27 protein-coding genes are annotated in these 26,250 nt (G+C 68.3%); 23 read left to right on the top strand and 4 right to left on the bottom strand.

Annotated features, from left to right (window positions below; translation table 11 throughout):
* Window positions 1-42: 42 nt before the first annotated feature.
* The 5 genes from BM004_RS31010 to BM004_RS30990 are packed head-to-tail and all read left to right on the top strand — an operon-like array spanning window position 43 to window position 4,809.
* On the top strand, window positions 43-816 hold the full coding sequence (locus tag BM004_RS31010; protein ID WP_093133141.1) for an SDR family NAD(P)-dependent oxidoreductase: 774 nt from the start codon (window positions 43-45) through the stop codon (window positions 814-816).
* Window positions 817-826: 10 nt separating this feature from the next.
* A complete protein-coding gene (locus tag BM004_RS31005; protein WP_093219089.1) occupies window positions 827-1,906 on the top strand; it encodes a DUF7064 domain-containing protein in 1,080 nt (359 codons plus the stop codon).
* On the top strand, window positions 1,903-2,697 hold the full coding sequence (locus tag BM004_RS31000; RefSeq protein WP_093219088.1) for an enoyl-CoA hydratase/isomerase family protein: 795 nt from the start codon (window positions 1,903-1,905) through the stop codon (window positions 2,695-2,697). The genes BM004_RS31005 and BM004_RS31000 overlap by 4 nt, the downstream gene beginning before the upstream one ends.
* Window positions 2,698-2,752: 55 nt before the next feature.
* Window positions 2,753-3,628, top strand: a complete 876-nt coding sequence (locus tag BM004_RS30995; protein ID WP_093219087.1) for a MaoC/PaaZ C-terminal domain-containing protein — start codon at window positions 2,753-2,755, stop codon at window positions 3,626-3,628.
* 38 nt (window positions 3,629-3,666) lie between these two features.
* Window positions 3,667-4,809, top strand: coding sequence for an acyl-CoA dehydrogenase family protein (locus tag BM004_RS30990; protein WP_093133149.1), 1,143 nt, complete (start codon window positions 3,667-3,669; stop codon window positions 4,807-4,809).
* A 27-nt stretch (window positions 4,810-4,836) separates the two neighbouring features.
* Here BM004_RS30990 and BM004_RS30985 read toward each other — a convergent pair whose 3' ends face one another.
* Window positions 4,837-5,577: a metallophosphoesterase family protein gene (locus BM004_RS30985; RefSeq protein WP_093219085.1), complete on the bottom strand. Its 741-nt coding sequence runs from the start codon at window positions 5,575-5,577 to the stop codon at window positions 4,837-4,839.
* Window positions 5,578-5,597: 20 nt separating this feature from the next.
* Window positions 5,598-7,325, bottom strand: coding sequence for a magnesium transporter CorA family protein (locus BM004_RS30980; RefSeq protein ID WP_177206660.1), 1,728 nt, complete (start codon window positions 7,323-7,325; stop codon window positions 5,598-5,600).
* 153 nt (window positions 7,326-7,478) lie between these two features.
* Here BM004_RS30980 and BM004_RS30975 point away from each other — a divergent pair, with 153 nt between their 5' ends.
* From BM004_RS30975 to BM004_RS30940, 8 genes are all read left to right on the top strand, one after another.
* Window positions 7,479-8,150, top strand: coding sequence for an amino acid ABC transporter permease (locus BM004_RS30975; protein WP_093133155.1), 672 nt, complete (start codon window positions 7,479-7,481; stop codon window positions 8,148-8,150).
* 24 nt (window positions 8,151-8,174) lie between these two features.
* On the top strand, window positions 8,175-8,828 hold the full coding sequence (locus BM004_RS30970) for an amino acid ABC transporter permease (protein WP_093219084.1): 654 nt from the start codon (window positions 8,175-8,177) through the stop codon (window positions 8,826-8,828).
* A gap of 52 nt (window positions 8,829-8,880) precedes the next feature.
* Entirely contained in the window at window positions 8,881-9,678 is a 798-nt protein-coding gene (locus BM004_RS30965) for a transporter substrate-binding domain-containing protein (protein ID WP_093219082.1), read from the top strand.
* A 35-nt stretch (window positions 9,679-9,713) separates the two neighbouring features.
* A complete protein-coding gene (locus tag BM004_RS30960; RefSeq protein ID WP_093133161.1) occupies window positions 9,714-10,469 on the top strand; it encodes an amino acid ABC transporter ATP-binding protein in 756 nt (251 codons plus the stop codon).
* Window positions 10,469-11,212: a sugar phosphate isomerase/epimerase family protein gene (locus BM004_RS30955; RefSeq protein ID WP_093133163.1), complete on the top strand. Its 744-nt coding sequence runs from the start codon at window positions 10,469-10,471 to the stop codon at window positions 11,210-11,212. Before BM004_RS30960 ends, BM004_RS30955 begins: the two co-directional genes overlap by 1 nt.
* Before the next feature lie 39 nt (window positions 11,213-11,251).
* The gene (locus BM004_RS30950) at window positions 11,252-12,205 is read left to right on the top strand and encodes a sugar kinase (RefSeq protein WP_093219081.1); all 954 of its coding nucleotides are present in this window, start codon (window positions 11,252-11,254) and stop codon (window positions 12,203-12,205) included.
* Window positions 12,206-12,207: 2 nt separating this feature from the next.
* On the top strand, window positions 12,208-13,188 hold the full coding sequence (locus BM004_RS30945; protein WP_177206659.1) for a 2-hydroxyacid dehydrogenase: 981 nt from the start codon (window positions 12,208-12,210) through the stop codon (window positions 13,186-13,188).
* Window positions 13,189-13,327: 139 nt separating this feature from the next.
* Window positions 13,328-14,353: a LacI family DNA-binding transcriptional regulator gene (locus tag BM004_RS30940; RefSeq protein WP_093133167.1), complete on the top strand. Its 1,026-nt coding sequence runs from the start codon at window positions 13,328-13,330 to the stop codon at window positions 14,351-14,353.
* Here the strand turns inward: BM004_RS30940 and BM004_RS30935 are convergent.
* The gene (locus tag BM004_RS30935) at window positions 14,328-15,983 is read right to left on the bottom strand and encodes a GMC family oxidoreductase (RefSeq protein ID WP_093219079.1); all 1,656 of its coding nucleotides are present in this window, start codon (window positions 15,981-15,983) and stop codon (window positions 14,328-14,330) included. The two genes, BM004_RS30940 and BM004_RS30935, sit on opposite strands and share 26 nt — an antisense overlap.
* A 300-nt stretch (window positions 15,984-16,283) precedes the next feature.
* On the opposite strand from BM004_RS30935, the gene BM004_RS30930 reads away from it, so the two are divergent.
* The 9 genes from BM004_RS30930 (at window position 16,284) to BM004_RS30890 (ending at window position 24,720) form a co-directional block, all read left to right on the top strand.
* Window positions 16,284-17,315, top strand: a complete 1,032-nt coding sequence (locus BM004_RS30930; RefSeq protein ID WP_093133171.1) for an ABC transporter substrate-binding protein — start codon at window positions 16,284-16,286, stop codon at window positions 17,313-17,315.
* 4 nt (window positions 17,316-17,319) lie between these two features.
* Window positions 17,320-18,114: an ABC transporter ATP-binding protein gene (locus BM004_RS30925; RefSeq protein WP_093133173.1), complete on the top strand. Its 795-nt coding sequence runs from the start codon at window positions 17,320-17,322 to the stop codon at window positions 18,112-18,114.
* A gap of 10 nt (window positions 18,115-18,124) precedes the next feature.
* A complete protein-coding gene (locus tag BM004_RS30920) occupies window positions 18,125-18,991 on the top strand; it encodes an ABC transporter permease (RefSeq protein ID WP_093219078.1) in 867 nt (288 codons plus the stop codon).
* A gap of 88 nt (window positions 18,992-19,079) precedes the next feature.
* Window positions 19,080-20,462: an FAD-dependent oxidoreductase gene (locus tag BM004_RS30915; protein ID WP_093219076.1), complete on the top strand. Its 1,383-nt coding sequence runs from the start codon at window positions 19,080-19,082 to the stop codon at window positions 20,460-20,462.
* Window positions 20,459-21,640 (top strand): CaiB/BaiF CoA transferase family protein, encoded by a 1,182-nt coding sequence (locus BM004_RS30910; protein WP_093219075.1) that lies wholly within the window; start codon window positions 20,459-20,461, stop codon window positions 21,638-21,640. Before BM004_RS30915 ends, BM004_RS30910 begins: the two co-directional genes overlap by 4 nt.
* A complete protein-coding gene (locus BM004_RS30905; RefSeq protein WP_093219073.1) occupies window positions 21,637-22,413 on the top strand; it encodes an enoyl-CoA hydratase-related protein in 777 nt (258 codons plus the stop codon). Before BM004_RS30910 ends, BM004_RS30905 begins: the two co-directional genes overlap by 4 nt.
* 29 nt (window positions 22,414-22,442) lie before the next feature.
* On the top strand, window positions 22,443-22,766 hold the full coding sequence (gene fdxA, locus BM004_RS30900; protein ID WP_093219072.1) for a ferredoxin: 324 nt from the start codon (window positions 22,443-22,445) through the stop codon (window positions 22,764-22,766).
* 39 nt (window positions 22,767-22,805) lie between these two features.
* On the top strand, window positions 22,806-23,720 hold the full coding sequence (locus BM004_RS30895) for a LysR family transcriptional regulator (protein WP_093219070.1): 915 nt from the start codon (window positions 22,806-22,808) through the stop codon (window positions 23,718-23,720).
* Window positions 23,721-23,877: 157 nt separating this feature from the next.
* Window positions 23,878-24,720, top strand: coding sequence for a MurR/RpiR family transcriptional regulator (locus BM004_RS30890; protein ID WP_093133207.1), 843 nt, complete (start codon window positions 23,878-23,880; stop codon window positions 24,718-24,720).
* A 529-nt stretch (window positions 24,721-25,249) separates the two neighbouring features.
* Here BM004_RS30890 and BM004_RS30880 read toward each other — a convergent pair.
* On the bottom strand, window positions 25,250-25,726 hold the full coding sequence (locus BM004_RS30880; RefSeq protein WP_093219067.1) for a DUF2846 domain-containing protein: 477 nt from the start codon (window positions 25,724-25,726) through the stop codon (window positions 25,250-25,252).
* Window positions 25,727-25,779: 53 nt separating this feature from the next.
* On the opposite strand from BM004_RS30880, the gene BM004_RS41610 reads away from it, so the two are divergent.
* A complete protein-coding gene (locus tag BM004_RS41610; protein ID WP_177206658.1) occupies window positions 25,780-25,953 on the top strand; it encodes a hypothetical protein in 174 nt (57 codons plus the stop codon).
* The last annotated feature ends 297 nt before the right edge of the window (window positions 25,954-26,250 follow it).

Raw genomic sequence — 26,250 nt, 5'->3', positions numbered from 1 at the left:
TCTATCATTGGTTCAACCAAACTAAATTCAACTGGGCAACCCATGCAGAATCTCGTCACTCTCGAAGGCCGCACCATCGTCGTCACCGGTGCGGGGCAGGGCATCGGCAAGGCGACCGCCGAGCTGGTGATCGAACTCGGCGGCAACGTGGTCGCGCTCGACCTGAACCCCGACACGCTCGAGGCCGCGATGGCCGAGCTGCCCGCCGCGCGCGTGCAGCAGGTGGTCGGCAGCGTGACCGACGCGGCGCTGGCCGCCAGCGCAGTGGAGGAGGCCGTGAAGCGCTTCGGCGGCGTGCACGGGCTGGTCAACAACGCGGGCATCACGCGCCCCGCCATGATCGAGAAGATGACGCCCACGCAGTGGCAGGAGGTGATCGACGTGCACCTCACCGGCACCTTCTACTGGCTGCAGGCCGTGGGCCGCCACATGGTGGCGCGCGCGAAAGCGGGCGACACGACCGGCGGCGCCATCGTCAACATCTCGTCGGACGCGGGCCGCAAGGGCTCCATCGGCCAGGTCAACTACGCGGCCGCCAAGGCCGGCATGCTGGGCGTGACGATGACGGCCGCGCGCGAATGGGGCCGCTACAACATCCGCACCAACTCCATCTGCTTCGGCGTGGTGGAGACGCCCATGACCGAGGTGGTGCGCGGCGAGAAATTCCGCGACGGCATGCTGGCGCAGATTCCGCTGGGCCGCTGGTCGACGCCGCAGGAAGTGGTGAAGACGGTGTGCTTCCTGATGTCCGACGCGGCCTCGTACATCACGGGCCAGCACCTGGGCGTGAACGGCGGCTTCCACATCAGCCTCTGAGCGAGCGGCCATGTACATGCCGCCCGGCAGCACGCTGCGCCTCGACCCGAGGGACGAGTACACCCACGTGCCCGAAGACGCCGCCAACTACAACGAGAGCATGTACTTCAACGCGTTCGACACCGCGCGCGGCATCGGCGCGTGGATGCGGCTGGGCAACCGGCCGCACGAAGGGCACGCGGAGATGACGTGCTGCGTCTACCTGCCCGACGGCCGCGTCGGCTTCATGCATGCCCGTCCGCACATTGCGAACAACGACGCCATGGACGCCGGCGGCCTGCGCTTCGAGGTGATCGAGCCCTTCAAGCGGCTGCGCGCGACGTACGAGGGCGAACTGCTGCTGATGGACGACCCGCACGCCATGGCCGACCCGAGCAGCGCCTTCAAGCGCTACCCCAAGCGGCCCGCGTCGATCGCGCTCGACTTCGAGGGCGTGTCGCCCATGCACGGCGGCGAGATCGTCGCGCCCGACGGCAGCCGCCTGGTGCTCGACCCCGCGAACGCCGTGTACCGCGGCCACACCGAGCAGAGCATGGCGGTGCGCGGCCACATCGCGGTGGACGGCCAGCGCTTCGACATCGACGGCACGGGCTACCGCGACAAGTCGTGGGGGCCGCGCCACTGGCACAGCTTCCATTGGTACAAGTGGCTGCCCGTGACCTTCGGGCGCGACTTCGGCGTGCTGCTGTCGGTCAAGGGCCGGAAAGACCACAAGGGACAGGCCCACCACGTGAGCGGCAACGTGCTGCGCAACGGGCGCCACGAGCCGGTGATCGACGGGCGCATCGTGACGGTCTACGACGAGCGCTACTTTCCGCGCAGCTTCACCGCGCACCTGCGCACGGCCGAGCGCAGCTACACGCTGCAGGGCAAGGTCGGCGCGCTGGTGCCGCTGCGGCACAAACGCGCGGGCGGCGCGGGCGGTGCGGGCGGTGCAGGCGGCACGGGTGAAGACGGCTCGTACACCCGCATCACCGAAGGCATCACCGAGTACAGCTGCGAAGGGCGCCGCGTGCTCGGCATGTCGGAGTACTGCGACGTGATGGTCGACGGCACGCCCATCTCGGTGCTGGAGGAGCCCGCGCCATGAAGACGATCGACTTCCGCGTCGACGACGGCGTGGCCCTGCTGACGCTGAACCGCCCCGAGGCCAAGAACGCGCTCGACCCGGCCATGGCCGCCGAACTCGGCGAGCAACTGGCCGCGCTGCGCGCGGACGCGTCGGTGCGCGCGCTGGTCATTGCGGGTGCGGGCGGCGCGTTCTGCGCGGGCGGCGACGTCAAGGCCATGGGGCAGGGCGGGCCACGCACGGCCGAGCAGCGCCGCGACGGCATGGCGCGCTACTCGCGCATCTGCACCGAGTTGATGGCGCTCGACATTCCCGTCATCGCCGCGGTGGACGGCGTGGCCTTCGGCGCGGGCTTCAGCATCGCGCTGATGTGCGACATCGTGCTGCTGAGCGAACGCGCGCGGCTGTGCATGGTGTTCCAGCGCATCGGCCTCATTCCGGACATGGCCGCGCACTACACGCTGCCGCGCGTGGTCGGGCTGCAGCGCGCGAAGGAGCTGATCTTCTCGGCGCGCGAGGTCGATGCGGCCGAGGCGCTGCGCTTGGGCATCGCGATGGAAGTGCTGCCCGTTCAGGCGCTTCTGCCGCGCGCCCAGGCCATTGCGCGCAGCTTTGCCGGCGCGTCGCCGGTGGCCATGGGGCTGTCGAAGCGCGCGCTGCGCGACTCGCTCGCCAACGACCTGCAGACGCTGCTCGACGTGGAAGCCGACGGCCAGGCACTGGCCTCGGGCAGCGACTACGCGAAAGAGGCGGTGCGGCGTTTCGCCGCGCGCGAGCCGGCGCAGTTCCGCTGGCCGGCGGCGTCTTCATGAGTTCAACACGGTCAAGACCGTCAAGACCGTCAACACCGACAACACAGCCACACCCATGATCGACTACCGCAAGGCACGCGACTGGCAATCGGGCGACGTGCGCCACGCCTACACGCCCAGGGACACGATGCTCTACGCCCTCGGGCTCGGCCTGGGCGCCGACCCGCTCGACGAGAAGCAGCTGCGCTTCGTCTACGAGAAGGAACTCGCGGCGCTGCCCACCATGGCCGCCGTGCTGGCCTCGCCCGGCTTCTGGATGCGCGAGCGCAAGGAGATCGGCATCGACTTCATGAAGCTCGTGCACGGCGAGCAGGCGGTGCGCCTGCATGCGCCGCTGCCGCCGTCGGGCACGGTCGTCGGCCGCACGCGCGTCACGCGGCTGGTCGACAAGGGCGAAGGCAAGGGGGCGATCCTGCATGCCGAGAAGGAACTCGTCGACGGCGACGGCCAGGCGCTGGCCACGGTTGAGAGCGTGTACTTCCTGCGCGGCGATGGCGGGTTCTCGGCCGGGGACGGCCAGTGCGACGAGCCCGCGCCGGCACTACCTGCCGAACACCCGGCGGCCGATGTCGCACCCCAGCTCACCCTCGACTTGCCGACGCGACCCGACCAGGCGCTGCTGTACCGCCTGTCGGGCGACATGAACCCGCTGCACGCCGAGCCCGCGTTCGCCGCCAAGGTGGGCTTTGCGCGCCCCATCCTGCACGGCCTCGCGACCTGGGGCATGGCTGGTCGCGGCCTGCTGGCGGCGTATGCCGATTCGGACCCCGCGCGGCTGCGCGCCATGCGCGCGCGCTTCTCGGCGCCGGTCTACCCCGGCGAAACGCTGCGGCTCGAAAGCTGGCGCGACGGCACCGGAGTGGCGTTTCGCCTGCGCGCGCTCGAGCGCGACGTGCTCGTGCTCACGCACGGCCGGGCCGAGCTTCTGTAGCCGCTGCCGGCCCACCACAGTCAACCCAAGGAGATGCCATGAATTTCGATCTGCCCCCCGACGCCGAAGAAATGCGGGTGGCCACGCGCAATGCGGTCGACGCGTTGCTCAAGCTGGAGCCGCGCTTCCATGAAACCGGCGAGGTGCCCGAGCAGGTGGAGACCACGCTGCGCGAAATGGGCTTCTACGGCATGGCCATTCCCGAGGCCTGGGGCGGCATGCCGATGGACCACCTCACCAGCGTGGCGGTGCAGCTGGAGCTCGCGCGCCTGCCGCCGCAGTTCTGGCCCTTCGTGCGCTCGGCGCTCGGGCCGGGCGTGCACATCATCGTGGACCACGGCTCGGAGGCGATCAAGAAGAAGTGGCTGCCTGAGATCGCCTCGGGCCGCTCGCGCAACTGCATCGCCATCACCGAGCCGCATGCGGGCTCGGACGCGGCGCGCATGCTCACGTCGGCGACGCGCGAGGGCGACCACTACGTGCTGAACGGCGTGAAGACCTTCATCTCGAACGCCAACCACGCGCACTCGATCACCGTGCTCGCCTCCACCGACCGCTCGGCCGGCAAGCGCGGCATCTCGGCCTTCCTGCTCGACACCACCACGCCCGGCTTCAAGGTGACGCGCACCATGGCGACCATGGGCTGGATGGACGACAGCCTGTGCGAGATCTCTTTCACCGACTGCCGCATTCCCGTGGAGAACCTGCTGGGCGAGGAGGGCCGCGGCCTGTCGTATGCGATGTCGGGGCTGAACGAAGGCCGGCTCAACGTCGGCTGCCAGGCGCTGGGCCCCGCGCAGATCGCGCTCGACGAAACCATCGAGCATGCGAAGACGCGCGTCACCTTCGGCCAGACACTGGGCGAGCACCAGGCCATCCAGCACATGATCGCGGACATGGCGATGGACCTGCACGCCGCGCGCATGGTGCTGTTCGAGGCGGTGTGGCGCGCCGCGCGCGGCGAAGACGCGCGCATGAAGGCGTCGATGGTGAAGGTGATCTGCACCGAGGCGGCCTGCCGCATCGCCGACAAGGCGCTGCAGATCTTCGGTGGCTCGGGCTACTGCCGCGGCACCATCGTCGAGCGCGTCTACCGCGACCTGCGGGTGCTGCGCATCTACGAAGGCGCGTCGGAGATCCACCGGAACATGATCGCCAAGCAGTTGCTGGCGCAGGGGTAGGCGTAGCCGAAGCCGAAGCCGAAGCTGCTATCGCGGCAGGTAGCCGGTGCGCAGCGCGCTGGCCCAGTCGGGCCGCTGGCGCGAGAGCGCCAGCGCGGCCATGGGCCGATGGTCGTAGGGCACCGACAGCAGCGCGCAGGTCCATGCGCCGTCCCGCTGTTCGGCAATGGCGTAGCGCGCGTCCGGCGAACCCGTCTGCACGGCATGCGGGAACGGATGGATGTCGTCGTACGCCGGCAGGCCCACGCTGCCCGGGTTGACGATGAGCTGGCCGCTGGAGGCGCGAACCGCGCGCGGCACATGCGTGTGCCCGCATGCGACCAGTGGCGCATCGACCTGGCCGAGGCGCGCGTCGATCTCCGCCAGCGTGGCCGCACGGAACAGCGACGGTTCGACCGTCTCGAGAAAGTACGCGACGTCGCTGCTCGGCGTGCCATGGCACAGCATGACTTCGGGGCTCAGGCGCAGGCTCGGTTCGAGCGACGCCAGCCATTCGAACTCCTTCGGGCCCAGGCGGGCGTGCGCGAATTCGTCCGAAGGCCCCCATCGGCCCGGGCCCAGCGTCAGCAGCTGGCGTTCGTGGTTGCCGGCCAGGTGCACCCAGTCCTGCGCCATGAGGAACCGCGCGGTCTCCAGCGGCATCAACGGGCCGGACACGCTGTCGCCCAGGTTGACGACCAGGTCGGCGCCGCGGCGGGCGATGTCCTCGACCACGGCCTCGAGGGCCGGAAGGTTGCCGTGAATGTCCGAGACGATGGCGATGCGCATCGCGCGATTCTGCCGTCCGGTCAATCGGCGCCCGGCCGCCACACCCGCGCCAGCGCGGCCATCTTGCCGCGAAAGCCCAGCTTGTCGTTCGACAGCGCGTCGATGAAGTCCGACAGCCGCTGCGACTTCACCATCGTGTAGATGGTGAGCCAGGTGGTCGCCACGAACACCACGCCGAACCAGACCGCCTTGCGCCACAGCGGCGCGTCGGCCTCGGCCAGCAGGTTCATGCCCAGGAAGCCGGTGGTGATGGTGCCGATGAGCCCGAACAGCGTGACCACCGTGAGCCGCACGACGGTGCTGGCCTGGCGGCGCAGGCTGTCGGCGTCGAGGTAGGTGTTCATGTCGGCGATGCGCGCCTTGACCTCGTCGTACAGCGGGTCGAGCCCGAGGTGGGTGGCGCACATGTGCGACAGCGCGCGCACCTGCGCCTGCTCGGAGATCTCGTGGAACCAGTAGCGGTGCGTGAAGCGCAGGAAGCGCTCGAAGCTCGCGCGGATGGCGCGCTTGAACAGCTTCACGCTCGGCGTGCTGCGGATGTCCAGCCGCTTCAGCGCCTCCACCAGCTGGTCGGAGAACATCAGCAGCGAGGCCTTCTGGAAGTGCGCGATCAGAAACAGCAGGAAGTGCTGGTGCCTGAACTGCGCGAGCACGCCGCGGTCGCGGCAGCAGAAGAACTCCGAGCGCGCATCGCCCACCACCACCAGCGCATGTCCGTTGCACAGGTAGCGCGTGTTGGGCGCCGCGCCCGCGTTCACCCAGAAGCGGTCGTAGCAGTACTTGTGCTCGAAGTCAGCCAGGTGGTGGTCGGCATAGGGCAGGTGGGCGTCGGTGGCGCCCGCGCCGGTGACCAGCGCGAGCCGCACGAAGTCGTCGCGCGTGAGGCGGCGCGGGTCGTCCAGCGACAGGTAGGCCATGACGGGCATGCGGTAGTACTCGATCTGCCGGTAGCGCAGCGCGCCGGGCTCGTCGGAGTAGTCGGTCACCAGCGGCTGCATCAGGTAGGCCCAGTGCGACGAGATGCGCGGCGCGCGGTGCTGGGCCACGTGCGACAGGAAGGCCTCGCGCTGCTGCGCGTCGGAGCTCGCGAGCACCCGGCCGTCGGCGGCCAGCCATTCGACGCTGGCCATGCAATGCAGCGCCGAGCCGTCGGGCTCCCAGCCGGAAGGGTAGGCGCGCCCGAAGCGGTACAGGATGTCCTGCGCCTGCGCGAGGCTCAGGTGGTCGGCGCCGACCTCCAGGTTGAGCAGCACCACGTCGATGTCGAAGAAGAAGTACAGATCGCAGTGGATCACCTGCAGCGTGACCGGCGCGTCGCCCGGCTGCGCGACCAGGCGCACCGCGGCCACGTCGTGGCGGCGGAAGATGCGCATGGGCGAATCGCCGTCGGCGCCGGCACTGTCGGTCGCGCCGCGCGCGCGCCCCTCGCCGTACAGGAAGCGCTGCACGTAAGGCAGGAAGCTCACGAACTCGTTGTAGTGCCGCTCGTGGAAGCGGCTGCTGTCGCCGGTGTATTCGTCGACCTCCTCGCGCCAGGGCGAGGCCTCGCCCATCTCGCGCAGCACGTGCCACGGCCCGTGGTGGGCGGGCTTGGCGTCGGCGGCGGGCATCAGCCGCAGGGGCCAGAGCAGCGCCTGCCTGAAATGCTGCACGGTGGGCGCGCCGGGAGAGGCTCCAGGGGCGCCGACGGCGCTGGCAGCGAGCGCGTTCGCCTCAGCGGGCAGGGTGGCGGCGGGTGGGTTCAGCATCGCTCAGTGTAGGCAGCGGGTAGGACAAAACGACCACCTAGGGGAATCCCTAGGAGGGTCTGAAACCGGTTTCATATAAGCTGCAAGCATTGCTTTTCAGGCATGCACGGCGCACAACCGGCGTTTCCTGCACCTGTTGCGCGCTCGCCCACCATGAACTACCAGTTTCAATTCGACGCCGTCTTCGCCGCCTGGCCGCTGCTGCTCAAGGGCACCTGGATCACCGTCCAGCTGTCGCTCGTGGCCACCGTGCTGGGTCTGGTGGTGGCCATCTTCTGTGCCTGGGGCAAGACCTCGGGGCCGGGCTGGCTGCGCTTCATCGTCAATGCCTACATCGAGGTGATCCGCAACACGCCGTTCCTCGTGCAGCTGTTCTTCTTCTTCTTCGCGCTGCCGGCCATCGGCCTGCGCTGGTCGCCGCAAACGGCCGCGCTGGTGGCCATGGTGGTGAACCTGGGCGCCTACGCCACGGAAATCATCCGCGCGGGCATCGAGTCCATTCCCAAGGGCCAGATCGAGGCGGGCCGCGCGCTCAACCTCAAGCCGTGGGAAATCTTCCGCTTCGTCATCATCAAGCCGGCGCTGAAGGCCATCTACCCGGCGCTCACCAGCCAGTTCATCCTGCTGATGCTGAGTTCGGCGGTGGTCTCGGTCATCTCGGCCGACGACCTGACCTCGGTGGCCGCCAACCTGCAGTCGCAGACCTTCCGCAGCTTCGAGATCTACATCGTGGTCGCGGGCATCTACCTGGCGCTGGCGCTCGCCTTCTCGGCGATGTTCAAGCTGATCTACAAGCGCACGCTCAACTACCCGGACCGCCGGTAAGAGACCACGGACGGAGCAGACACCATGCGTACCTTCGGCTATCCCGAATTCCTTTTCATCCTCGAAGCGGCCAAGTGGACGCTGGCGCTGTCGGCCATCGCCTTCGTGGGAGGCGCGATCCTGGGGCTCGTCATCGCGCTGATGCGCACGTCGGAGTCGCGCTGGGCCCGCGGCATCTCGACCACCTTCATCCAGATCTTCCAGGGCACGCCGCTGCTGCTGCAGCTGTTCCTGGTGTTCTTCGGCGCGCCGGTGCTGGGGCTGGACATCAACCCGTGGGTGGCCGCGGGCGTGGCGCTCATCCTGAACAGCGCCGCCTTCCTGGGCGAGATCTGGCGCGGTTGCATCGAAGCCATTCCGCGCGGCCAGTGGGAAGCGGCCGAGGCGCTGAGCCTCAAGTACAGCGCCCGCATGCGCGACGTGGTGCTGCCGCAGGCGCTGAAGATCGCGCTGGCGCCCACGGTGGGCTACGTGGTGCAGATCATCAAGGGCACGTCGCTCGCGGCCATCATCGGCTTCGTCGAGGTCACGCGCGCCGGGCAGATCGTGAACAACGCCACCTTCCAGCCGCTCATCGTGTTCTCGGTGGTGGCGGCCATCTACTTCGCGATCTGCTGGCCGCTGTCGCTGCTGGCCGCGCACATGGAGCGCAAGCGCGCCCGCGCGCTCGCCCGCTGATTTCCGTTTCTTCTTTCTCGTCGTTCCTTTCTTTATTCAGGAGACACATTCCATGACCCGTACCACCACCCGCCGCGCTGCCCTCGCAGCCCTGGGCCTCGGCGCCGCGCTGACCGTGTTCGCACCCTTCGCCTCGGCACAGTCCGTGGCCGACATCAAGAAGAAGGGCGAGATCACCATCGGCATGCTGGTCGACTTCCCGCCCTACGGCACCACCGACGCCAAGAACCAGCCCGACGGCTACGACGCCGACGTGGCCAAGCTGCTGGCCAAGGACTGGGGCGTGAAGGCCAACATCGTGCCGGTCACGGGCCCGAACCGCATTCCCTTCCTGCTGACCAACAAGGTCGACCTGCTGGTGGCCTCGCTGGCCGTGACGCCCGAGCGTTCGAAGCAGGTGCAGTTCTCGCAGCCCTACGCGGCCGCCACCATCGTGCTGTACGGCGCGACCAAGGCTCCCATCAAGGCCGCCGGCGACCTGAAGGGCCTGCGCGTGGGCGTGGCCCGCGCGTCCACGCAGGACGTGGCCGTGACCAAGGCCGCGCCGGAAGGCACCGAGATCCGCCGCTTCGACGACGACGCATCGGCCATGCAGGCCCTGATCTCGGGCCAGGTCGACGCCATCGGCTGCTCGGTGACCGTGGCCGCGCAGATCGCCAAGCGCGTGCCTGCCAACACCTTCGAAAACAAGTTCACGCTGGTGCAGCAGTCGATGGGCATCGCGATGCGCCCCGGCCAGGAAGAGCTGGCCAAGGCCGTGAACGAGTTCGTGCAGAAGAACACCGCCAACGGCGAGCTGAACAAGCTGTACCAGAAGTGGCTGCAGGCCGACCTGCCCAAGATGCAGTAAGCACCGCGGTTCAAAGAGGCTGAAGGAATCCTGGCATGACGACGGAATCGATCATCCGCATGGAAGCGGTCAACAAGTGGTACGGTGAATTCCAGGTGTTGACCGGCATCGACCTGTCGGTGCGCCAGGGCGAGCGCATCGTGATCTGCGGGCCTTCGGGCTCGGGCAAGTCGACGCTCATCCGCTGCATCAACCGGCTGGAGACGGTGCAGAAGGGCCGCATCGTGGTCGACGGCATCGACCTCACGGCCGGCGGCAAGAACGTCGACGCGGTGCGCGCCGAGGTCGGCATGGTGTTCCAGCAGTTCAACCTGTTCCCGCACCTCACCATCCTGCAGAACTGCACGCTCGCGCCGATGCGCTCGCGCGGCATGACCAAGGCGCAGGCCGAGGAGGTGGCCATGAAGTACCTCACGCGCGTGCGCATTCCCGAGCAGGCCAACAAGTACCCGAGCCAGCTCTCGGGCGGCCAGCAGCAGCGCGTGGCCATTGCGCGCGCGCTGTGCATGTCGCCCAAGATCATGCTGTTCGACGAGCCCACCTCCGCGCTCGACCCCGAGATGGTCAAGGAAGTGCTCGACACCATGATCGGCCTGGCCGAAGACGGCATGACCATGCTGTGCGTGACCCACGAAATGGGCTTTGCCCGCAGCGTGGCCGACCGCGTGATCTTCATGGCCGAAGGCAGGATCGTCGAGCAGGCGCCGCCCGAGGAGTTCTTCGGCAACCCCAAGGACGAGCGCACGCGCCAGTTCCTCGGCCAGATCCTCAGCTCGCACCAAGGCCACTGATGTCCTTCGAGGTCCTGATCTCTCTGTCGTCCTTCGGTGCGGCCGAGGTGGGGCGGCACGGCCAGCTCTGGTGTTCGCAACTGGCCCGCGCGGCCGGTGCCGACTCGGTGGAAGTGCGCGGCGAGATGCTGCGCGACGCCGACGCCGAACTGCCCGCGCTCAACGGCCTGGCGTCCGTGTACTCCAGCCCCGAAGGCCTGTGGGCCGAAGGCGGCTGGCTCGACAGCGCCGCGCTCAAGCGCGGCATTGCCGCCGCCACGCGCGTGGGCGCGAAGCGGCTGAAGATGTCCATCGGCGACTTCCAGGCTGCGTCGCACGGCTCGCTGTGGGGCCTGAAGGTGGAGCTGGCCGAGACGCGCATCGAGCTCGTGATCGAGAACGACCAGACCGTGCGTGCCGGCACGCTGGCCGCGCTGCAGACCTTCTTCGACGTGGCCGACCGCGCCGGCGTGCCGCTGGGCATGACCTTCGACATGGGCAACTGGCACTGGGTGGGCGAGTGCCCGCTGCAGGCCGCCCAGGCGCTGGGCCACCGCGTGCGCTACGTGCACTGCAAGGGCGCGCAGCGCCTGCCGCACAAGTGGGTGGCGGTGCCGCTGGGCGACTCGGTCGCGCCGTGGCGCGCCGTTCTGCGCGCGTTGCCGGCCGACGTGCCGCACGCCATCGAATACCCGCTCGTGGGCGACGACCTGCTGGCCGTGACCCGCGCGCAGATCGACTTCATCCGCGCCGCGCGGGCCTAGTCTTCGCGGTCGCAGATCTCCCAAAGAACCCAGAACAACATGACAGATCCCATCGCCTTCGACGTGGCTCTCTTCGGCGAGGCCATGCTGCTGCTCGTGGCCGACCGGCCCGGTCCGCTGGAAAACGCCGAGTCGTTCTTCAAGCGCACCGCCGGCGCCGAGACCAACGTGGCCATCGGCCTGTCGCGCCTGGGCCTGAAGGTGGGCTGGGCCAGCCGCCTGGGCACCGACTCCATGGGCCGCGCGCTGCTGGCCGCGATGCGCGCCGAAGGCATCGACTGCTCGCACGTGATCACCGACGCCATGCAGCGCACCGGCTTCCAGTTCAAGGGCCGCGTCACCGACGGCAGCGACCCGCCGATCGAATACCACCGCAAGGGCTCGGCCGCGAGCCAGATGGGCCCGGCCGACGTCGACGAGGCCTGGCTGCGCTCGGCGCGCCACCTGCACGCCACCGGCGTGTTCGCCGCCATCTCCGAGACCAGCCTGCAGGCCGCGCTGAAGACCATGGATGTGATGCGCGCCGCGGGCCGCACCATTTCCTTCGACACCAACCTGCGCCCCACGCTGTGGTCGTCCACCGAGACCATGCGCCACTGGGTGAACGAACTCGCCTCGCGCGCCGACTGGGTGCTGCCCGGCATCGAAGAGGGCCTGCTGCTCACCGGCCACGACAAGCCCGAAGACGTCGCCAGGTTCTACCGCGAACGCGGCGCGAAGCTGGTGGTGGTGAAGCTCGGCGCCGCGGGCGCCTACTACGACAGCGACGTGGCCGGCACCGGCCATGTCGACGGCTTCCCCGTGAAGGAAGTGATCGACACGGTGGGCGCGGGCGACGGCTTCGCGGCCGGCGTGGTGAGCGCCCTGCTCGAAGGCAGGAGCGTGCCCGACGCGGTGCGCCGCGGCGCCTGGATCGGTGCGCGCGCCGTGCAGGTGCTGGGCGACACCGAAGGCCTGCCGACGCGGGCTCAACTCGAAGAAGCGGGGCTCTGACCATGACGCAGAAGAATGTTCTTGTTTTCCGGTCGTTGCCTGAGGACCAGCTGGCGCGCCTGCAGGCTGCGCACCACGTTGTCGTGGCCGATCCGCGCAAGGAGCCCGAGGCCTTTGCCGCAGCGCTGCGCACCGCCCACGGCCTAATCGGCTCGAGCTACAACGTCGATGCCGCGCTGCTCGACGCGGCGCCGCAGCTCCAGGTGATCTCGAGCGTGTCGGTCGGTGTCGACAACTACCCGCTGGCCGAGCTGCACCAGCGCGGCATCGTGCTGTGCCACACGCCCGACGTGCTCACCGAGACGGTGGCCGACACGGTGTTCGCGATCCTCATGGCCACGCAACGCCGCGTGGTCGAGCTGTCGAACCTGGTGCGCGAAGGCCGCTGGACCAAGAACATCGGCGAGGAACTCTTCGGCACCGACGTGCACGGCAAGACGCTGGGCATCCTCGGTTTCGGCCGCATCGGCCAGGCCGTGGCGCGCCGCGCCGCGCTGGGCTTCGGCATGCCGGTGCTGTACCACTCGCGCCGCGCGGTCGACCTGGCCGCGCAGGCCCCCGAGCTGCAAGGCCGCGCCGCGCACACGCCGCTGGACGACCTGCTGGCGCGCGCCGACATCGTGCTGGCCATGCTGCCGCTGACCGAGGCCACGCGCGGCATGATCGACGCCGCCTTCTTCGCGCGCATGAAGCCGGGCGCTTCCTTCATCAACGGCGGCCGCGGTGCCACGGTGAACGAAGAGGCGCTGCTGCAGGCGCTCGACCACGGCACCTTGCGCGCCGCCGGGCTCGACGTGTTCGCCAAGGAGCCGCTGCCGGCCGAGTCGCCGCTGCGCACGCACCCGCGCGTCACGCCGCTGCCGCACATCGGTTCGGCCACCATCGAAACCCGCCACGCGATGGCGGAGCTGGCCACGACCAACCTGCTGCAGGCGCTGGCCGGCGAGAAGCCGACGGCGCCGTACGACACGGCGTCCGCATGACTGACCTGTCTTGCCCCCTCTCCCCTCGGGGAGAGGGTTGGGGTGAGGGCGTCGGCCGCCGTGCGGACGCTGCCCTCGCCACCGCCGCGGGCCCTCACCCCAACCCTCTCCCCAAGGGGAGAGGGAGCGAGAGCCGCGCATGAAGCCGAGCGGGCGCGCCACCATTGGCGACGTTGCCGAGGAGGCCGGCGTTTCCAAGGCCACCGTCTCTCGCTTCCTGAACCACCGCGAGCGGCTGCTGAGCCCCGACATCGCCGCGCGCGTCGAGGTGGCCATCGCCAAGCTGGCGTATTCGCCGAGCCCGATGGCGCAGGCGCTGAGCCATGGCCGCTCGCGGCTCATCGGCCTGATCGTGGCCGACATCACCAATCCGTATTCGGTCGCGGTATTGCGCGGCGCCGAGAAGGCCTGCCAGGACGCCGGCTACCTCGTGATGCTGTTCAACCTCGGCAACGAGAGCGAACGCGAGCGCGAGGCCATCGATGCGCTGGCAGGCTACCAGGTCGACGGCTTCATCCTCAACACGCTGGGGCGCGGCAGCAACGTGGTCGACGCGGTCACGCTGCACGGCAAGCCGGCCGTGCTGGTCGACCGCCGCCACACCGGCATGCACACCGACTTCGTCTCGCTCGACAACCATGCGGCGATGACGGCCACCTGCGGCCACCTGGTCGACAGCGGCTACCGCGAGCTGCTCTACGTGACCGAGCCGCAGAAGGGCGTGAGCTCGCGGCGCGAACGCACGGCCGCCTTCGGCGCCTGCGTGGCCGCGCACGAGCCGCGCGTGGCCGGCGAGATCTTCGAATGCGTCGAAGGCGGCCATGACGACCTCGACGAGGCGTTGCGCGCGCTGCGCCAGCGCGCCAGGCGCGCACGCCGCGCGGCGGTGGTGGCCGGCAATGCCGTGGTCACGCTGCGCGTGGCGCAGGCCATGGCGCGGCTGGGCTGGCAGTTCGGGGAAGACCTGGGATTCGTCGGCTTCGACGATCCCGAATGGGCCTCGCTCATCGGCCCCGGCCTGAGCACCGTGGCGCAGCCCACCGATGCCATCGGCCGCACGGCCGCCACCTGCCTGATCGAACGGCTGCGCGGCCTCGACGTGCCGCCGCGCCAGTTGCTGCTGCCCGGCGAGCTGGTCGTCAGGGGCTCGTCGCAGGCGCCCTAGCGTCCAGCACCGCGCGGTCGAAGGTGATCGGCCCGCGCATCCAGTCGGCCGCGCGCTCCGCGATCATCACGGTCGGCGCGTTGGTGTTGCCGCCGATCAGCGTGGGCATGACAGAGGCATCGACCACGCGCAGGTTCTCGATGCCGTGCACGCGCAGCTGCGCGTCGACCACCGACAGGGCGTCGGTGCCCATCTTGCAGGTGCCCACCGGGTGGTAGATGGTGTCGGCGCGCGCGCGGATGTGGCGCGTCAGCTCTTCGTCGGTGTGGGCGTCGGCGGTGTAGAGCTCGCGGTGCCGGTAGCTGGCGAGCGCGGGCGCGCGCAGGATCTCGCGCGTCTTCTTCACGCCCCGCAGCAGCAGCGCCATGTCCTCGGGCTGCGACAGGAAGCGCGGATCGATGCGCGGCGCGGAGGCAGGGTCGGCATCGTTCAGCCGCACGTCGCCACGGCCCTTGGGCCGCAGCACGCACACATGGCACGAGAAGCCGAACCCCGCATGCAGCTTGCGCGCATGGTCATCGGTGATGGCGATCACGAAGTGCAGCTGCAGGTCGGGCCGCCGCAGTTCAGGTGACGACTTGACGAAGGCGCCGCCTTCGGCGAAGGGCGTGGCGACCAGGCCCGTGCCGCGCTTGCGCCATTCGAAGATCGCCTTCAGCAGCTTCAGCCCCGCCACCGCGCCGATGCCGAAGAGCTCGGTGTCCTTGGAGGTGTACGAGAGGATGAAGTCGGTGTGGTCCTGCAGGTTGCGGCCCACGCCCGGCAGCGCATGCCGCACCGCGATGCCGTGCGGCGCAAGCTCGGCGGGGTCGCCGATGCCCGAGAGCATCAGCAGCTGCGGCGAGTTGAAGGCACCGCCGCACAGCACCACCTCGCGCCGCGCGGCGAGCGTTTCGGTCTTGCCGCCGCGCCGTATCTCCACGCCCACGGCGCGCCGCTCCTGCAGCATCACGCGCTGCGCCTGCGCGCCGGTCAGCACCGTGAGGTTGGAGCGCTTCATCGCCGGATGCAGGTAGGCCGCGGCCACCGAGCAGCGTTCGCCGTTCTTCGGCCCGCCGTGGAACTGCGTGACCTGGTAGAGGCCCGCGCCTTCCTGCTCGGGGCCGTTGAAGTCGCCGTTGCGCGGAATGCCGCACGACTCGGCGGCACGCACGAAGTCCTCCGCAATGGCGCGCGGGCTCTGCTGCTCGGCCACCTGCAGCGGCCCGTCGGCACCGTGCAGCGCGCTCGCGCCGCGCTGGTTGCCTTCGGCGCGAATGAAGTACGGCAGCACCTCGTCGAAGGACCAGCCGGCGCAGCCCGCGCGTGCCCAGTCGTCGTAGTCCTCGCGGTGGCCGCGCACGTAGAGCATCGCGTTGATGGCGCTCGAGCCGCCCAGGCAGCGCCCGCGCGGCTGGTAGCCGCGGCGCCCGTCCAGGCCCGGTTGCGGCACCGTCTGGTAGGCGTAGTTGTTGATGCGCGGGCGCCCCGGCAGCATGGCCACCGTGGCGGCCGGCGCCCGCACGAGAATGCCGCGCCCGTCGCCGCCGGCCTCGACCAGGCAGACCTGTACGCCCGGGTCTTCGCTGAGCCGCGAAGCCAGGGTGGCGCCGCCCGAGCCGCCGCCCACGATCACATAGTCGAACTCCATGAGGTGCCGTCCTTCGTGTTGTCTCGTCTCCGGTCTTTGCCGGGCGTGCGGATTTATACCGGCATACGACGCCGCGTGCGCAACAAATCGGGCAGCAGCGCGCGATGCAGGCGCGCTCGCCGGGCATTCACGTTTTCCCCGATGTGGTGCGCGCCGGTGCGCCGTGTGCACCGCAATGTCATTGGGAAGCGCGCAAGGGGACCAATTTTTTAGTTCGCCCGTTGCGAAAAACGGTGCTTGGTGCGCTCGCTGCGCGCTCCTAGCATCCGTTCACTTCATCGCATCCCAAAGGAATTCGCCATGGCCCAGCTCCGCGACCCCGGTCGCCGAAGTCTCCTCAAGACGTCCCTCATCGCGGGCGGACTCTCCGCCGGCGGCCTGCTCAGCGTCGACGCCTTCGCACAGGGCAAGGCGCGCATCAACATGCAGCTGGGCTGGATCGTCGGGGGCAACCAGATCGGCGAAGTGGTGGCCAAGCGCATGGGCTTCTACGAACAGGAAGGCATCGACTTCGCGATCCAGCCGGGCGGGCCGAACATCGACGGCGTGGCCATCATCGCCTCGGGCCGCTACGAGGTCGGGCAGGTCTCGTCGAGCCCGTCGATCATGCTGGCCGTGTCGCAGGGCCTGCCGATCAAGTGCTTCGCGGTGGGCGCGCAGAAGCACCCTTACACCTACTTCTCGCTGGCCAAGAACCCGGTGCGCAAGCCCGCCGACCTGGTCGGCAAGCGCGTGGGCATTCCGTCGACCGCGGCGATCCTGCTGCGTGCCTTGCTCGCGAAGAACAAGATCGCCGAGAAGGACGTGAAGATCGTCTCCATCGGCGCCGACATGTCGCCGCTGCTCACGGGGCAGGTCGACGTGGTGACGGGCTGGCTCACCAACACCACCGCCATCAAGGTGCTGGGCCCCGACATCGCCTCGCTCACGCAGTGGGACGCGGGCGTGCGCCTGTACGCGCTGCCTTACTACGCGTCCACCAAGACGCTGGAGACGCAGCCCAAGGTCATCGAGGCCTTCCTGCGCGCCACGGCCAAGGGCTGGCACCACGTGCGCGCCAACCGCGACCAGGCGGTCGACATGCTGGTGAAGGAGTACCCCAACCTCAAGCGCGAGGACGAGCGCGTGGCGGTCGACGTGATGCTCGAGTACGCCTTCGGCGGCGCCGCGCAGACGCAGGGCTGGGGCGCGATGGACCCGGCCGTGTGGCAGGAACAGATCGCCACCTATGCGGAGCTGGGCCAGTTCACCGCGCGCACGCCGAAAGTGGAAGACGTGATCTCGCTCGACGCGCTGAAAGCCACCGCCGCCGCGCGGGCCATGAAGGGCTGACGCGATGGCCGCCGTTCTCAACGCGCCGCCTGCCTCCGCGCCCGCCATCGCCTGCCGCGACATCGGCGTGCGCTTCTTCACCGAGCGCCGCGACGTCACCGCCATCAAGAGCCTCGACCTCGACGTGGCGCAGGGCGAGTTCCTCACGCTGCTGGGGCCCTCGGGCTGCGGCAAGTCGACCTTCCTGCGCGTGGTGGCCGACCTGCTGCAACCCAGCCGCGGCCACATCGAGGTGCTGTCGTCCACGCCGCAGGCCGCGCGCAAGAACCGCGACATCGGTTTCGTGTTCCAGGACGCGGCACTGCTGCCCTGGCGCACCGCGCTGCAGAACGTGGAGCTGCCGCTGCAGGTGGGCGGCGGCGCGAGCCGCAAGGGCCGCCGTTCGCCGCAGGAACTGCTGGAGCTCGTGGGGCTGAAGGACCGCGTGAACGCCTTCCCGCACGAGATGTCGGGCGGGCAGCGCCAGCGCGTGTCGATTGCGCGCGCCCTGGCCAGCGACCCGAAGATCCTGCTGATGGACGAGCCCTTCGGCGCGCTCGACGAGATCACGCGCGACCGGCTCAACGAAGAAATCTTGCGCGTGTGGCGCGATACCGGCGTGACGATTCTCTTCGTCACCCACAGCATCCACGAGGCCGCGTTCCTCGGCCAGCGCGTGCTGATGCTGGCCGCCAACCCGGGGCGCGTGCGCGAGATCGTTCCGGTGGAACTGCCCGCCGAACGCACGCTGGAGATGCGCGAGTCCCCCGAATTCGTTCGCCTCACAAGCCATCTGCGGCGTGTGCTGGAAACCTGCTGAGGCCGATGCCATGAATACCCGTTCCATCGACACCGCCGTGCCGGTCGCTTCCAGCGCAACAGGCACGACAAGCGCCTCGGCCGACCCCGAATACCTGGCCTGGGCCGCCGCGCGGCAAAAGCGCATCTGGCGCCGCCGCGTGCTGCCGGCGCTCGGCATCGGCGGGCTGCTCGTGCTGTGGTGGGCCGTGATTACCGTGTTCGACGTCAAGCCCTTCATCGCGCCCACGCCCTGGGCCGTGCTGGAGACGCTCTACGCCAAGCGCGACGTGCTGCTCGACAACCTGCTGCCCACGGCCATGGAGGCGGCCGGCGGCTTCGTGCTGGGCAACCTGGCGGCCATCGTCATTGCGACGATCTTCGTGCACAACAAGACGCTGCAGGACATCTTCTTCCCGGTGGTGCTGATGTTCAACGCCGTGCCGCTGGTGGCCAAGGCGCCGGTGCTGGTGCTGATCATGGGCAACGGCATGGAGCCGAAGATCACCATTGCCGCGCTGGTGTGCTTCTTTCCGACGCTGGTGAACATGGTGCGCGGGCTGGAGTCGGTCAACCCGCAGGCGATGGAGCTGATGCGGGTGCTGTCGGCCAGCAAGACCGAGATCTTCTTTCGCCTGCGCCTGCTGAACGCGCTGCCCTACCTGTTCTCGGCCCTGCGCATTGCGGCGTCGATGTGCGTCATCGGTGCGGTGGTGGGCGAGTGGGTGGGTGCCACGGTGGGCATCGGCGCCATGATCCTGCAGGCCACCTTCAACTTCGATTCGCCGCTGCTGTACGCCGCGATCGTCATGAGCGCCACGCTCTCCGGGCTGTTCTTCCTGCTGGTCACGCTGGCGGAAAAGTGGGTCATTCGTTGGCAACCCGAGAGCGGGCAGTGACACGCGCAAAGACACGTGAACAGTCGCGCGCAATGAATCGCACCGTGCACTTCGCACACATCCAAACATTTCAACAGGAGATAGTTCTATGAGCCGTATTGGCGACTGGATGCAGGAGAGCGCGCACGACGTGCGCGTGGCAGCCGAATCGGACGTGGTGGTGGTCGGTGGCGGCCCCGCGGGGCAGGCCGCGGCGCTAGCCGCCGCGCGCAACGGCGCGAGCGTGACGCTGCTGGAGCGCTACAACCACCTGGGCGGCCTGGCCTCGGGCGGCATGGTGCTGGTGCTGGACGACATGTGGGACAGCCACCAGCAGGAGATTTCGGTGCGCGGCATCTGCCTGGAAATGATCGAGCGCATGTCCGCGCTCGGCCTGGCCGAGTACCCGCGCCAGCAGGACTGGGGCACGCTGCCCGACGCGGTGCGGCGCTGGAAGCGCTGGGGCACCTACGACTTCCACAGCAAGGAAAAGCCCCACCCCATCTGCTTCGCCGCCGCCTTCGACCCCGATGCGTGGAAGCGCACCTCGCTCGAGATGGTGCTGCAGGCCGGCGTCGAGCTGCGGCTGCACTCGTGGTTCTCGCGCACGCTGGTGGAAGACGGCAAGGTCAAGGGCGTGGTCTGCGAGACCAAGGGCGGGCGCGAGGCCATCCTGGGCAAGGTGGTGATCGATGCCACCGGCGACCTCGACGTGGCCGCCTCGGCCGGCGCGCCGCACATCAGCGGCAGCTACATCGTGACCACCGTGTTCCGGCTGGGGGCAGTCGACACCGAGGAGGCCGAGCGCTTCGAGCGCGAGGACCCCGTGGTCTGGCAGGCGCTGGACCGCGAGATCAAGCACATGCTGGGCGGCGCGTGGGAGGCCTGGTGGCTGAAGACGCCGCTGCCGGGCGTGGTGTGGTGCAACTGCCCGCACATGCCGGGGCTCGACGGCCTGAAGGTGAGCGACCTCACGCGCGCCGAGGTGCAGGGCCGCGCCACCATCCACAAGGTGATCGAGTTCGTGCGCGCGAAGCTGCCGGGCTTCTCGCGCTGCACGCTGATCGACATGGCGCCGCAGACCGGCATCCGCCAGACCCGCCTGCTCGAAGGCGCCTACGTGATGACCAAGGAAGACGTGGCCCAACGCACGCGCTTCGAGGACAGCGTGGCGCGCGGGCGCGACTACTACTACCCGTACCGCACGCTGCTGCCGCGCAGCGTCGAGAACCTGCTGGTGGCCGGCCGGCACTATTCGGCCACCTCGGCCGCGCAGAAGATCTCGCGCGAGATCCCGCCCTGCATGGCCATGGGCGAAGCCACGGGCGCGGCCGCGGCGCTGGCGTTGAACGCGGGCGTGTCGGTGCGCGAGGTCGACATCGCCAAGCTGCAGAAGACATTGCGTTCGCAAGGCGCCGACCCGGGCGACCAGAAGGGCCCGAACGCCGACGTGCCCGCCATCGCCCGCTCGTTCACCCAGGAGGCCGCATGAAAACCGACACCCACACCCACGCCAACGCACTGCCTCTCGACGGCATCCGCGTAATCGACTTCACGCAGGTGATGATGGGCCCGGTCTGCACGCAGATGCTGGCCGACCATGGCGCCGACGTGATCAAGATCGAACGCAAGGGTGCGGGCGACCTGAGCCGCTCGACCTTCGCGCCGGTGGCCGGCGAGGACAACCCGATCTTCTGCAGCTTGAACCGCAACAAGCGCAGCGTGGAGATCGACCTGCGCGACGAGGCGCAGATGGAACTGGTGAAGGCGCTGATTGCCGGCGCCGACGTGGTTACCAACAACTTCCGCGCCGGCGTGATGGAGCGCCTGGGCCTGGGCTACGAAGACTGCAAGCGGCTGAACCCGCGCATCGTCTACGCGGTGGGCACCGGCTTCGGCGAGACCGGACCGTATGCCCACAAGGGCGGCCAGGACGTGCTGGCGCAGGCGCTCACCGGCGTGATGGCGCGGCGCGCCGATGCGTCGGTGCCCGTGTCGATCTACCCCACGGCGCTGGCCGACTACACGGCCGGCATGCACATGGTGCAGGGCATCCTGCTGGCGCTGCTGCAGCGCGAACGCACGGGCGAGGGCCAGAAGATCTCGGTGTCGCTCTACAACTCCATGCTGGCCATGCAGATGCAGGAAGCGGCCATGGTGATGATGGAAGACTCCGAGGTGAACTGGGCCGCCATGCCGCTGTCGGGCGTGTTCGACACGCAGAACGGGCCGCTGGTGCTGGTGGGCGCGTTCAAGGCCAACCCGCTGCGCGACATCTGCACGGCGCTGGGCCTGGAAGACCTCTCGCTCGACGCGCGCTATGCCACGCTGAAGGCGCAGTTCGCGAACAAGGCGGCGCTGCATGCGATCTTCGACGAACGATTCGCCGGCAACACGCGCGAGCACTGGCTGGCGAAGCTGGAAGAGCAGGACCTGCTCTCGGCCCCGGTGCGCGACATGCGCGAGGCGCTGGTCGATCCGCAGACGCTGCACAACGCGATGATCCTGGAAGCCGGCTCGGCCTCGGGCCGGCCGCTGAAGTTCATTGCCAGCCCGATCCACATGTCGGGCGCCAAGGCCGGCCTGCGCCGCGAGCCGCCCAAGCTCGGGCAGCACACGGCCGAGGTGCTGGCCGAGGCGCGCGCGCTGATCGAGGAGGCCGACGCATGAGCGTTCTCTTCGAAGTGGCCGACCATGTCGCCACCGTCACCATCGACCGGCCCGAGGTGCTGAATGCCGTGGACCTGCCGACCGAGGCCGAACTGCAGCGCATCTGGCGCGAGATCGAGTCGCGCAACGACATCCGAGCGGTGGTGCTCACCGGCGCTGGAGAGCGCTCGTTCTGCGCGGGCGCGGACCTGAAGAACACCTCCAACCTCAAGGGCGTGGAGTACTGGGCCGCGGCGCGCCCCGGCGGCTTCGGCGGCATCGCGCTGCGCGAGACGCTGGACGTACCGGTGATCGCGCGCGTCAACGGCTTTGCGCTGGGCGGCGGCTTCGAGATGGTGCTGGGCTGCGACATCGTCGTGGCCTGCGAAGAGGCCAGCTTCGGCCTGCCCGAGCCGCTGGTCGGCCGCCTGCCGCTGGACGGCGGCATGCTGCTGCTGCAACGCCAGATTCCCTACCGCCAGGCCATGGGCATGATGCTCACCGGCCAGCGCGTGAAGGCGCAGCGCGCGCTGGAGATGGGCCTGGTCAACGAGGTGGTGCCGCGCGCGCAGCTCGACACGGCGGTGAACCGCTGGGTGCAGCAGATGCTGGCCTGCGCGCCGCTGTCGCTCAAGGCCATCAAGCAGGTGGTGCGGCGCACCGGCACGCTGTCGCCCGCCGAGGCGCACCGCATGCGGCTGCCGGCGCTGGTGGACGCGCTGCAGTCGGAAGACGCGAACGAAGGCGTGCTGGCGTTCCAGCAGAAGCGCAAGCCGCAGTGGCAGGGCCGCTAGCCCGCGCGCCGTTGCGAAGGCCCAATGCCATGCCCCACGTCATCACCGGCGCCTGCATCGACATCAAGGACGGCGCGTGCGTCAAGTGCTGTCCGGTCGATTGCATCTACGAAGGCGAGCGCACTCTGTACATTCACCCGGATGAATGCATCGACTGCGGCGTTTGCGTGTCCGCCTGCCCCACGCAGGCCATCTACGAAGACCTTCGGCTGCCGCCCGAAATGGCACATTTCACGGCCATCAACCGCGATTTCTTCGCGGCGAACGTCAGCGGGCTGGGCTCGCCCGGCGGCGCGGCCGACACCGGGCGCGTGGCCTGCGACCACCCCGACATTGCACGCCTGGCCGGTTGAGCCGGCGCAAGCGCCGGCCCCGCACGGGAGGGCCGGCTGATGCACGCGAGCATTCTCAAGTACTTCATCGAGGTGGCGAGCTGCGGCTCGGTGCGCAAGGCCTCAGAGCGGCTCTTCGTGGCGGCGAGCGCCGTGAACCGGCAGATCCACAAGCTGGAAGACGAGCTGGGCGTGGAACTGTTCGACCGCATGCCCAACGGCCTGCGGCTCAACGCGGCGGGCGAGCGGCTGCTGAAGCACGCGCAGGAAACGCTGCACGAATACCAGGTGATGCGCACAGAGCTCGATGCGCTCAAGGGCGAGCGTACCGGCCACGTGAAGGTGGCGGCCATGGACTCGTTCTTCGAGGAGATGCTGCCCTCGGCGGTGGAAGACTTCCTGCAGGTGTTCCCCGCGGTCACGTACACCATCACCGCGGTGCAGCCCATGGACGTGGCGCAGATGGTCATGTCGGGCCAGGTCGACGTGGGCATGACTTTTGTGAGCCGGTTGCCGGGCGGCGTGGCGGCGGTGGCGCTGGCCAACCTGCCCATCGGCGTGGTGATGCCGCCGGGCCATCCGCTGGCCAACCATGCGAAGGTGTCGCTGAAGGAGTGCGCGCGCTACCCGTTCCTGCGCTCCAGCTCGCACCCGGTCATCAGCGCCGCGCTGTCGCCCGAGTTCGCCGCGTTCTGGGACGACATGGAGCCGGCCGCCACCTGCAACTCGACGCCGATGCTCAAGCGGCTGATCATGGCCGGCAAGGGCATCTCATGCTTCTCGAAGATCGCCTTCATCGAAGACCTGAAGCGCGGCGACCTGATATGGCGCCCCTTCGAACTGCCCGCGCTGCAGCAGTTGCAGGTCGGCATCGTGGTGCCGTCGCAGCGCGTGCTGCCGCATGTGACGCAGAACTTCGTCGGCCGCATGGCGCGGCGGCTGACCCAGCTGGAGATTGCGGCTGCGGCGGTGTGAGCGTGTGAACCATCCGCGATGGCGGTGAGAGCGGTGAGAGCGGTGAGGGCCATGAGGGCCATGAGGGCGGCGTCGCACGCCGCAATCCTGCTTTCAGCCGCCGGCCCCGGCTGAAATGCTGCAGGCACGCCGTGGCATCATCGCGTTTCCAGACGCCATGGCACCTTCCGCAGACTCCTTCGTTCGCCGCGTTCGCAGCCAGCTCGACCAGCTGTCCGCAACGGAGCGCCAGCTTGCCGACTTCGTGCTCGAATTCCCGGGCGAGCTGGCGAGCTACGCCGGCAACGAACTGGCCGAGCTGGCGGGCGTGTCGCCCTCGACGGTGAGCCGCTTCATCCGCCGCATCGGCTACGAGAACTACGAGGAAGCCCGCCGCCAGGTCCGCGAGGAAAAGCAGACCGGCTCGCCGCTGTTCCAGAACGCCACCGAGGCCTCCAAGCGCGGCCACCTGGTGGCCACGCACTTCCAGCAGTCGCAGGCCAACCTGGCCAGCACCTTCGACCGGCTCGACGACCGGCAGATGAGCGAGATCGTGAAGGCGATCATCGGCGCGAGCCAGGTGCTGATCTTCGGCAGCCGCAGCAGCCATGCCTTCGCGCAGTACCTGCGCTGGCAGATCATCCAGGTGGTGCCGCGCGTCACCGCCATCCCGGGGCCGGGCGAGACGCTGGCAGAACACCTCGCCGGCCTGGGCACGCGCGACTGCGTGATCGTCTTCGGCACGCGCCGGCAGACGCGGCAGATGGACACCCTGCTGCAAGCCGCCAGCCGCATCGGCGCGCGCATCGTCTACATCAGCGACCAGGCCTCGCCCGACTTCGCCGGCGCCACGTGGTCGCTGCAATGCGATTGCCGAGGGCCGGGGCTGCTGGACAACCACACCGCGGTGATGGGGGTGTGCGATCTGCTGGCCACCATGGTGATCGAGGCTGCCGGCTCGGCGGGGCGCAAACGGCTGGCTGCGATCGAGCTCGGGCACGAGGAAACCGGGGAGCTTTGAGGCGCTGTGGGACGTCGCTTGACGTGACCCCGCGTTGTCTTTGAGATCGACGACTTGTGCGGAAACTTGTCACTCAGTGCGGAGCTGTTGTTTCGCTCAACTTGGACCGCTTCGAGGTTTGAGCCGCTGAAATTGGAATTTGGCGGTTGAGTCTGAGAATTCAGGTGGGAGCATGAGGGGTTGGTTCGCGTCCCATAGCGATCGTCGGGCGCTCCCGGAAGCGGACGTTCGCTGAAGGTCCGGATCAGAGCACGGCGTACAGCCGCCTCGGGCCCAGAGCCGAAGTTCGCCGCGCTCTAGAACCACCGCTCCCTCGATATGCCAACGTCCACGCCCTACCGCGTTCGTTCTCTGCGAGAAAGTCCTCAGACTCAAACCTCAAACCTCAAACCTCAAACCTCAAACCTCAAACCTCAAACCTCAAACCTCAAACCTCAAACCTCAAACCTCAAACCTCAAACCTCAAACCTCAAACCTCAAACCTCAAACCTCAAACCGATTCGAGCGTGAAATGAAGCACAAGAGAATTTCACTTGATTTCGTTGGTGTCCTTCAACTCCACCAATGCAGCGTCGCGCTCGATCAATTCGAATGAGCGATAAAAATCATGGATGAACGCGGTCGACCCGAAAATGTGTTGGCTGCCGCGATGTTCAATCGTGTATCGAAGAAAGTATGTTGTCCCGCCCTCAACAGTCAAGTCGAAAGTTAGCGGCTTCATATTTGAAAGGATGGAGCCATTCCTCAGTTCGATCACATGTCGCCCGACTGCAAGTTCCTTACGTATATAGCCCGCGTTCTTCAAGCTGCCTTGGTCGTTGCCGTCGATGAATAGAAGTGGCGCGTTGCCGCCGCCTGCAAAGTTCGGTAGGCGGTATACGTAAAGAGCGCCAACAGAAGAATTAGGAATCTTCAGCCGTGAAAATTTTTCGCCCGTTGCGCTGCAAGCCGCAAGCAAAAAGGCTAGGAGAAAGATTAAGGCAATCTTGAGGCGGCTTCTAGGCATGACTGAATTTAGATTTTGAAAAACGAGCTATCTCAGGTCTGGAGAATGAACACATGGAAATCGGCATCGCTGTGACCGCTCCTGCCGATCATGGCCTTTTCGATGCAGACGCAACGGCCTTCTGCCAAAACGAGATGAATGTCTGGTTGTGGCCGGAAGCACTCTATCCGAACGGGCGCAGCGGAGGGACAGGCAACGTAGATGGCGCATCACTCGCAAGCGAGTAAACCTCGATGCCGCGGAGCGTTCCTCCGCTCTCGTAGATATATGCACCTGCCGGCGCGTCCAAAGGGCCGCAGACGAAGTCGCCGAGAATATGCACTCCCGGCGGCGCCGGCGCGTGGCCCCTGATTTGGAAGTTGATGCTTGCGCAGCCGCATGGACAGCGCCACGGCGTGACCTCGGCACCCTCGAGTTGCCCGAGAAATGCAAGCGCCTCAGGAGTGCCGTTCTCCAGCATCCACCGCGCGAGTGTGTGCTCGGAAGCGGATAACAAACGGTTTTTGTCGGTCATTGCATAACGG

Origin of the sequence: Variovorax sp. OK212, from assembly GCF_900112425.1 — a bacterium.
Taxonomy (GTDB): domain Bacteria; phylum Pseudomonadota; class Gammaproteobacteria; order Burkholderiales; family Burkholderiaceae_C; genus Variovorax.
This window is presented reverse-complemented; position numbering and strand designations above follow the sequence as displayed.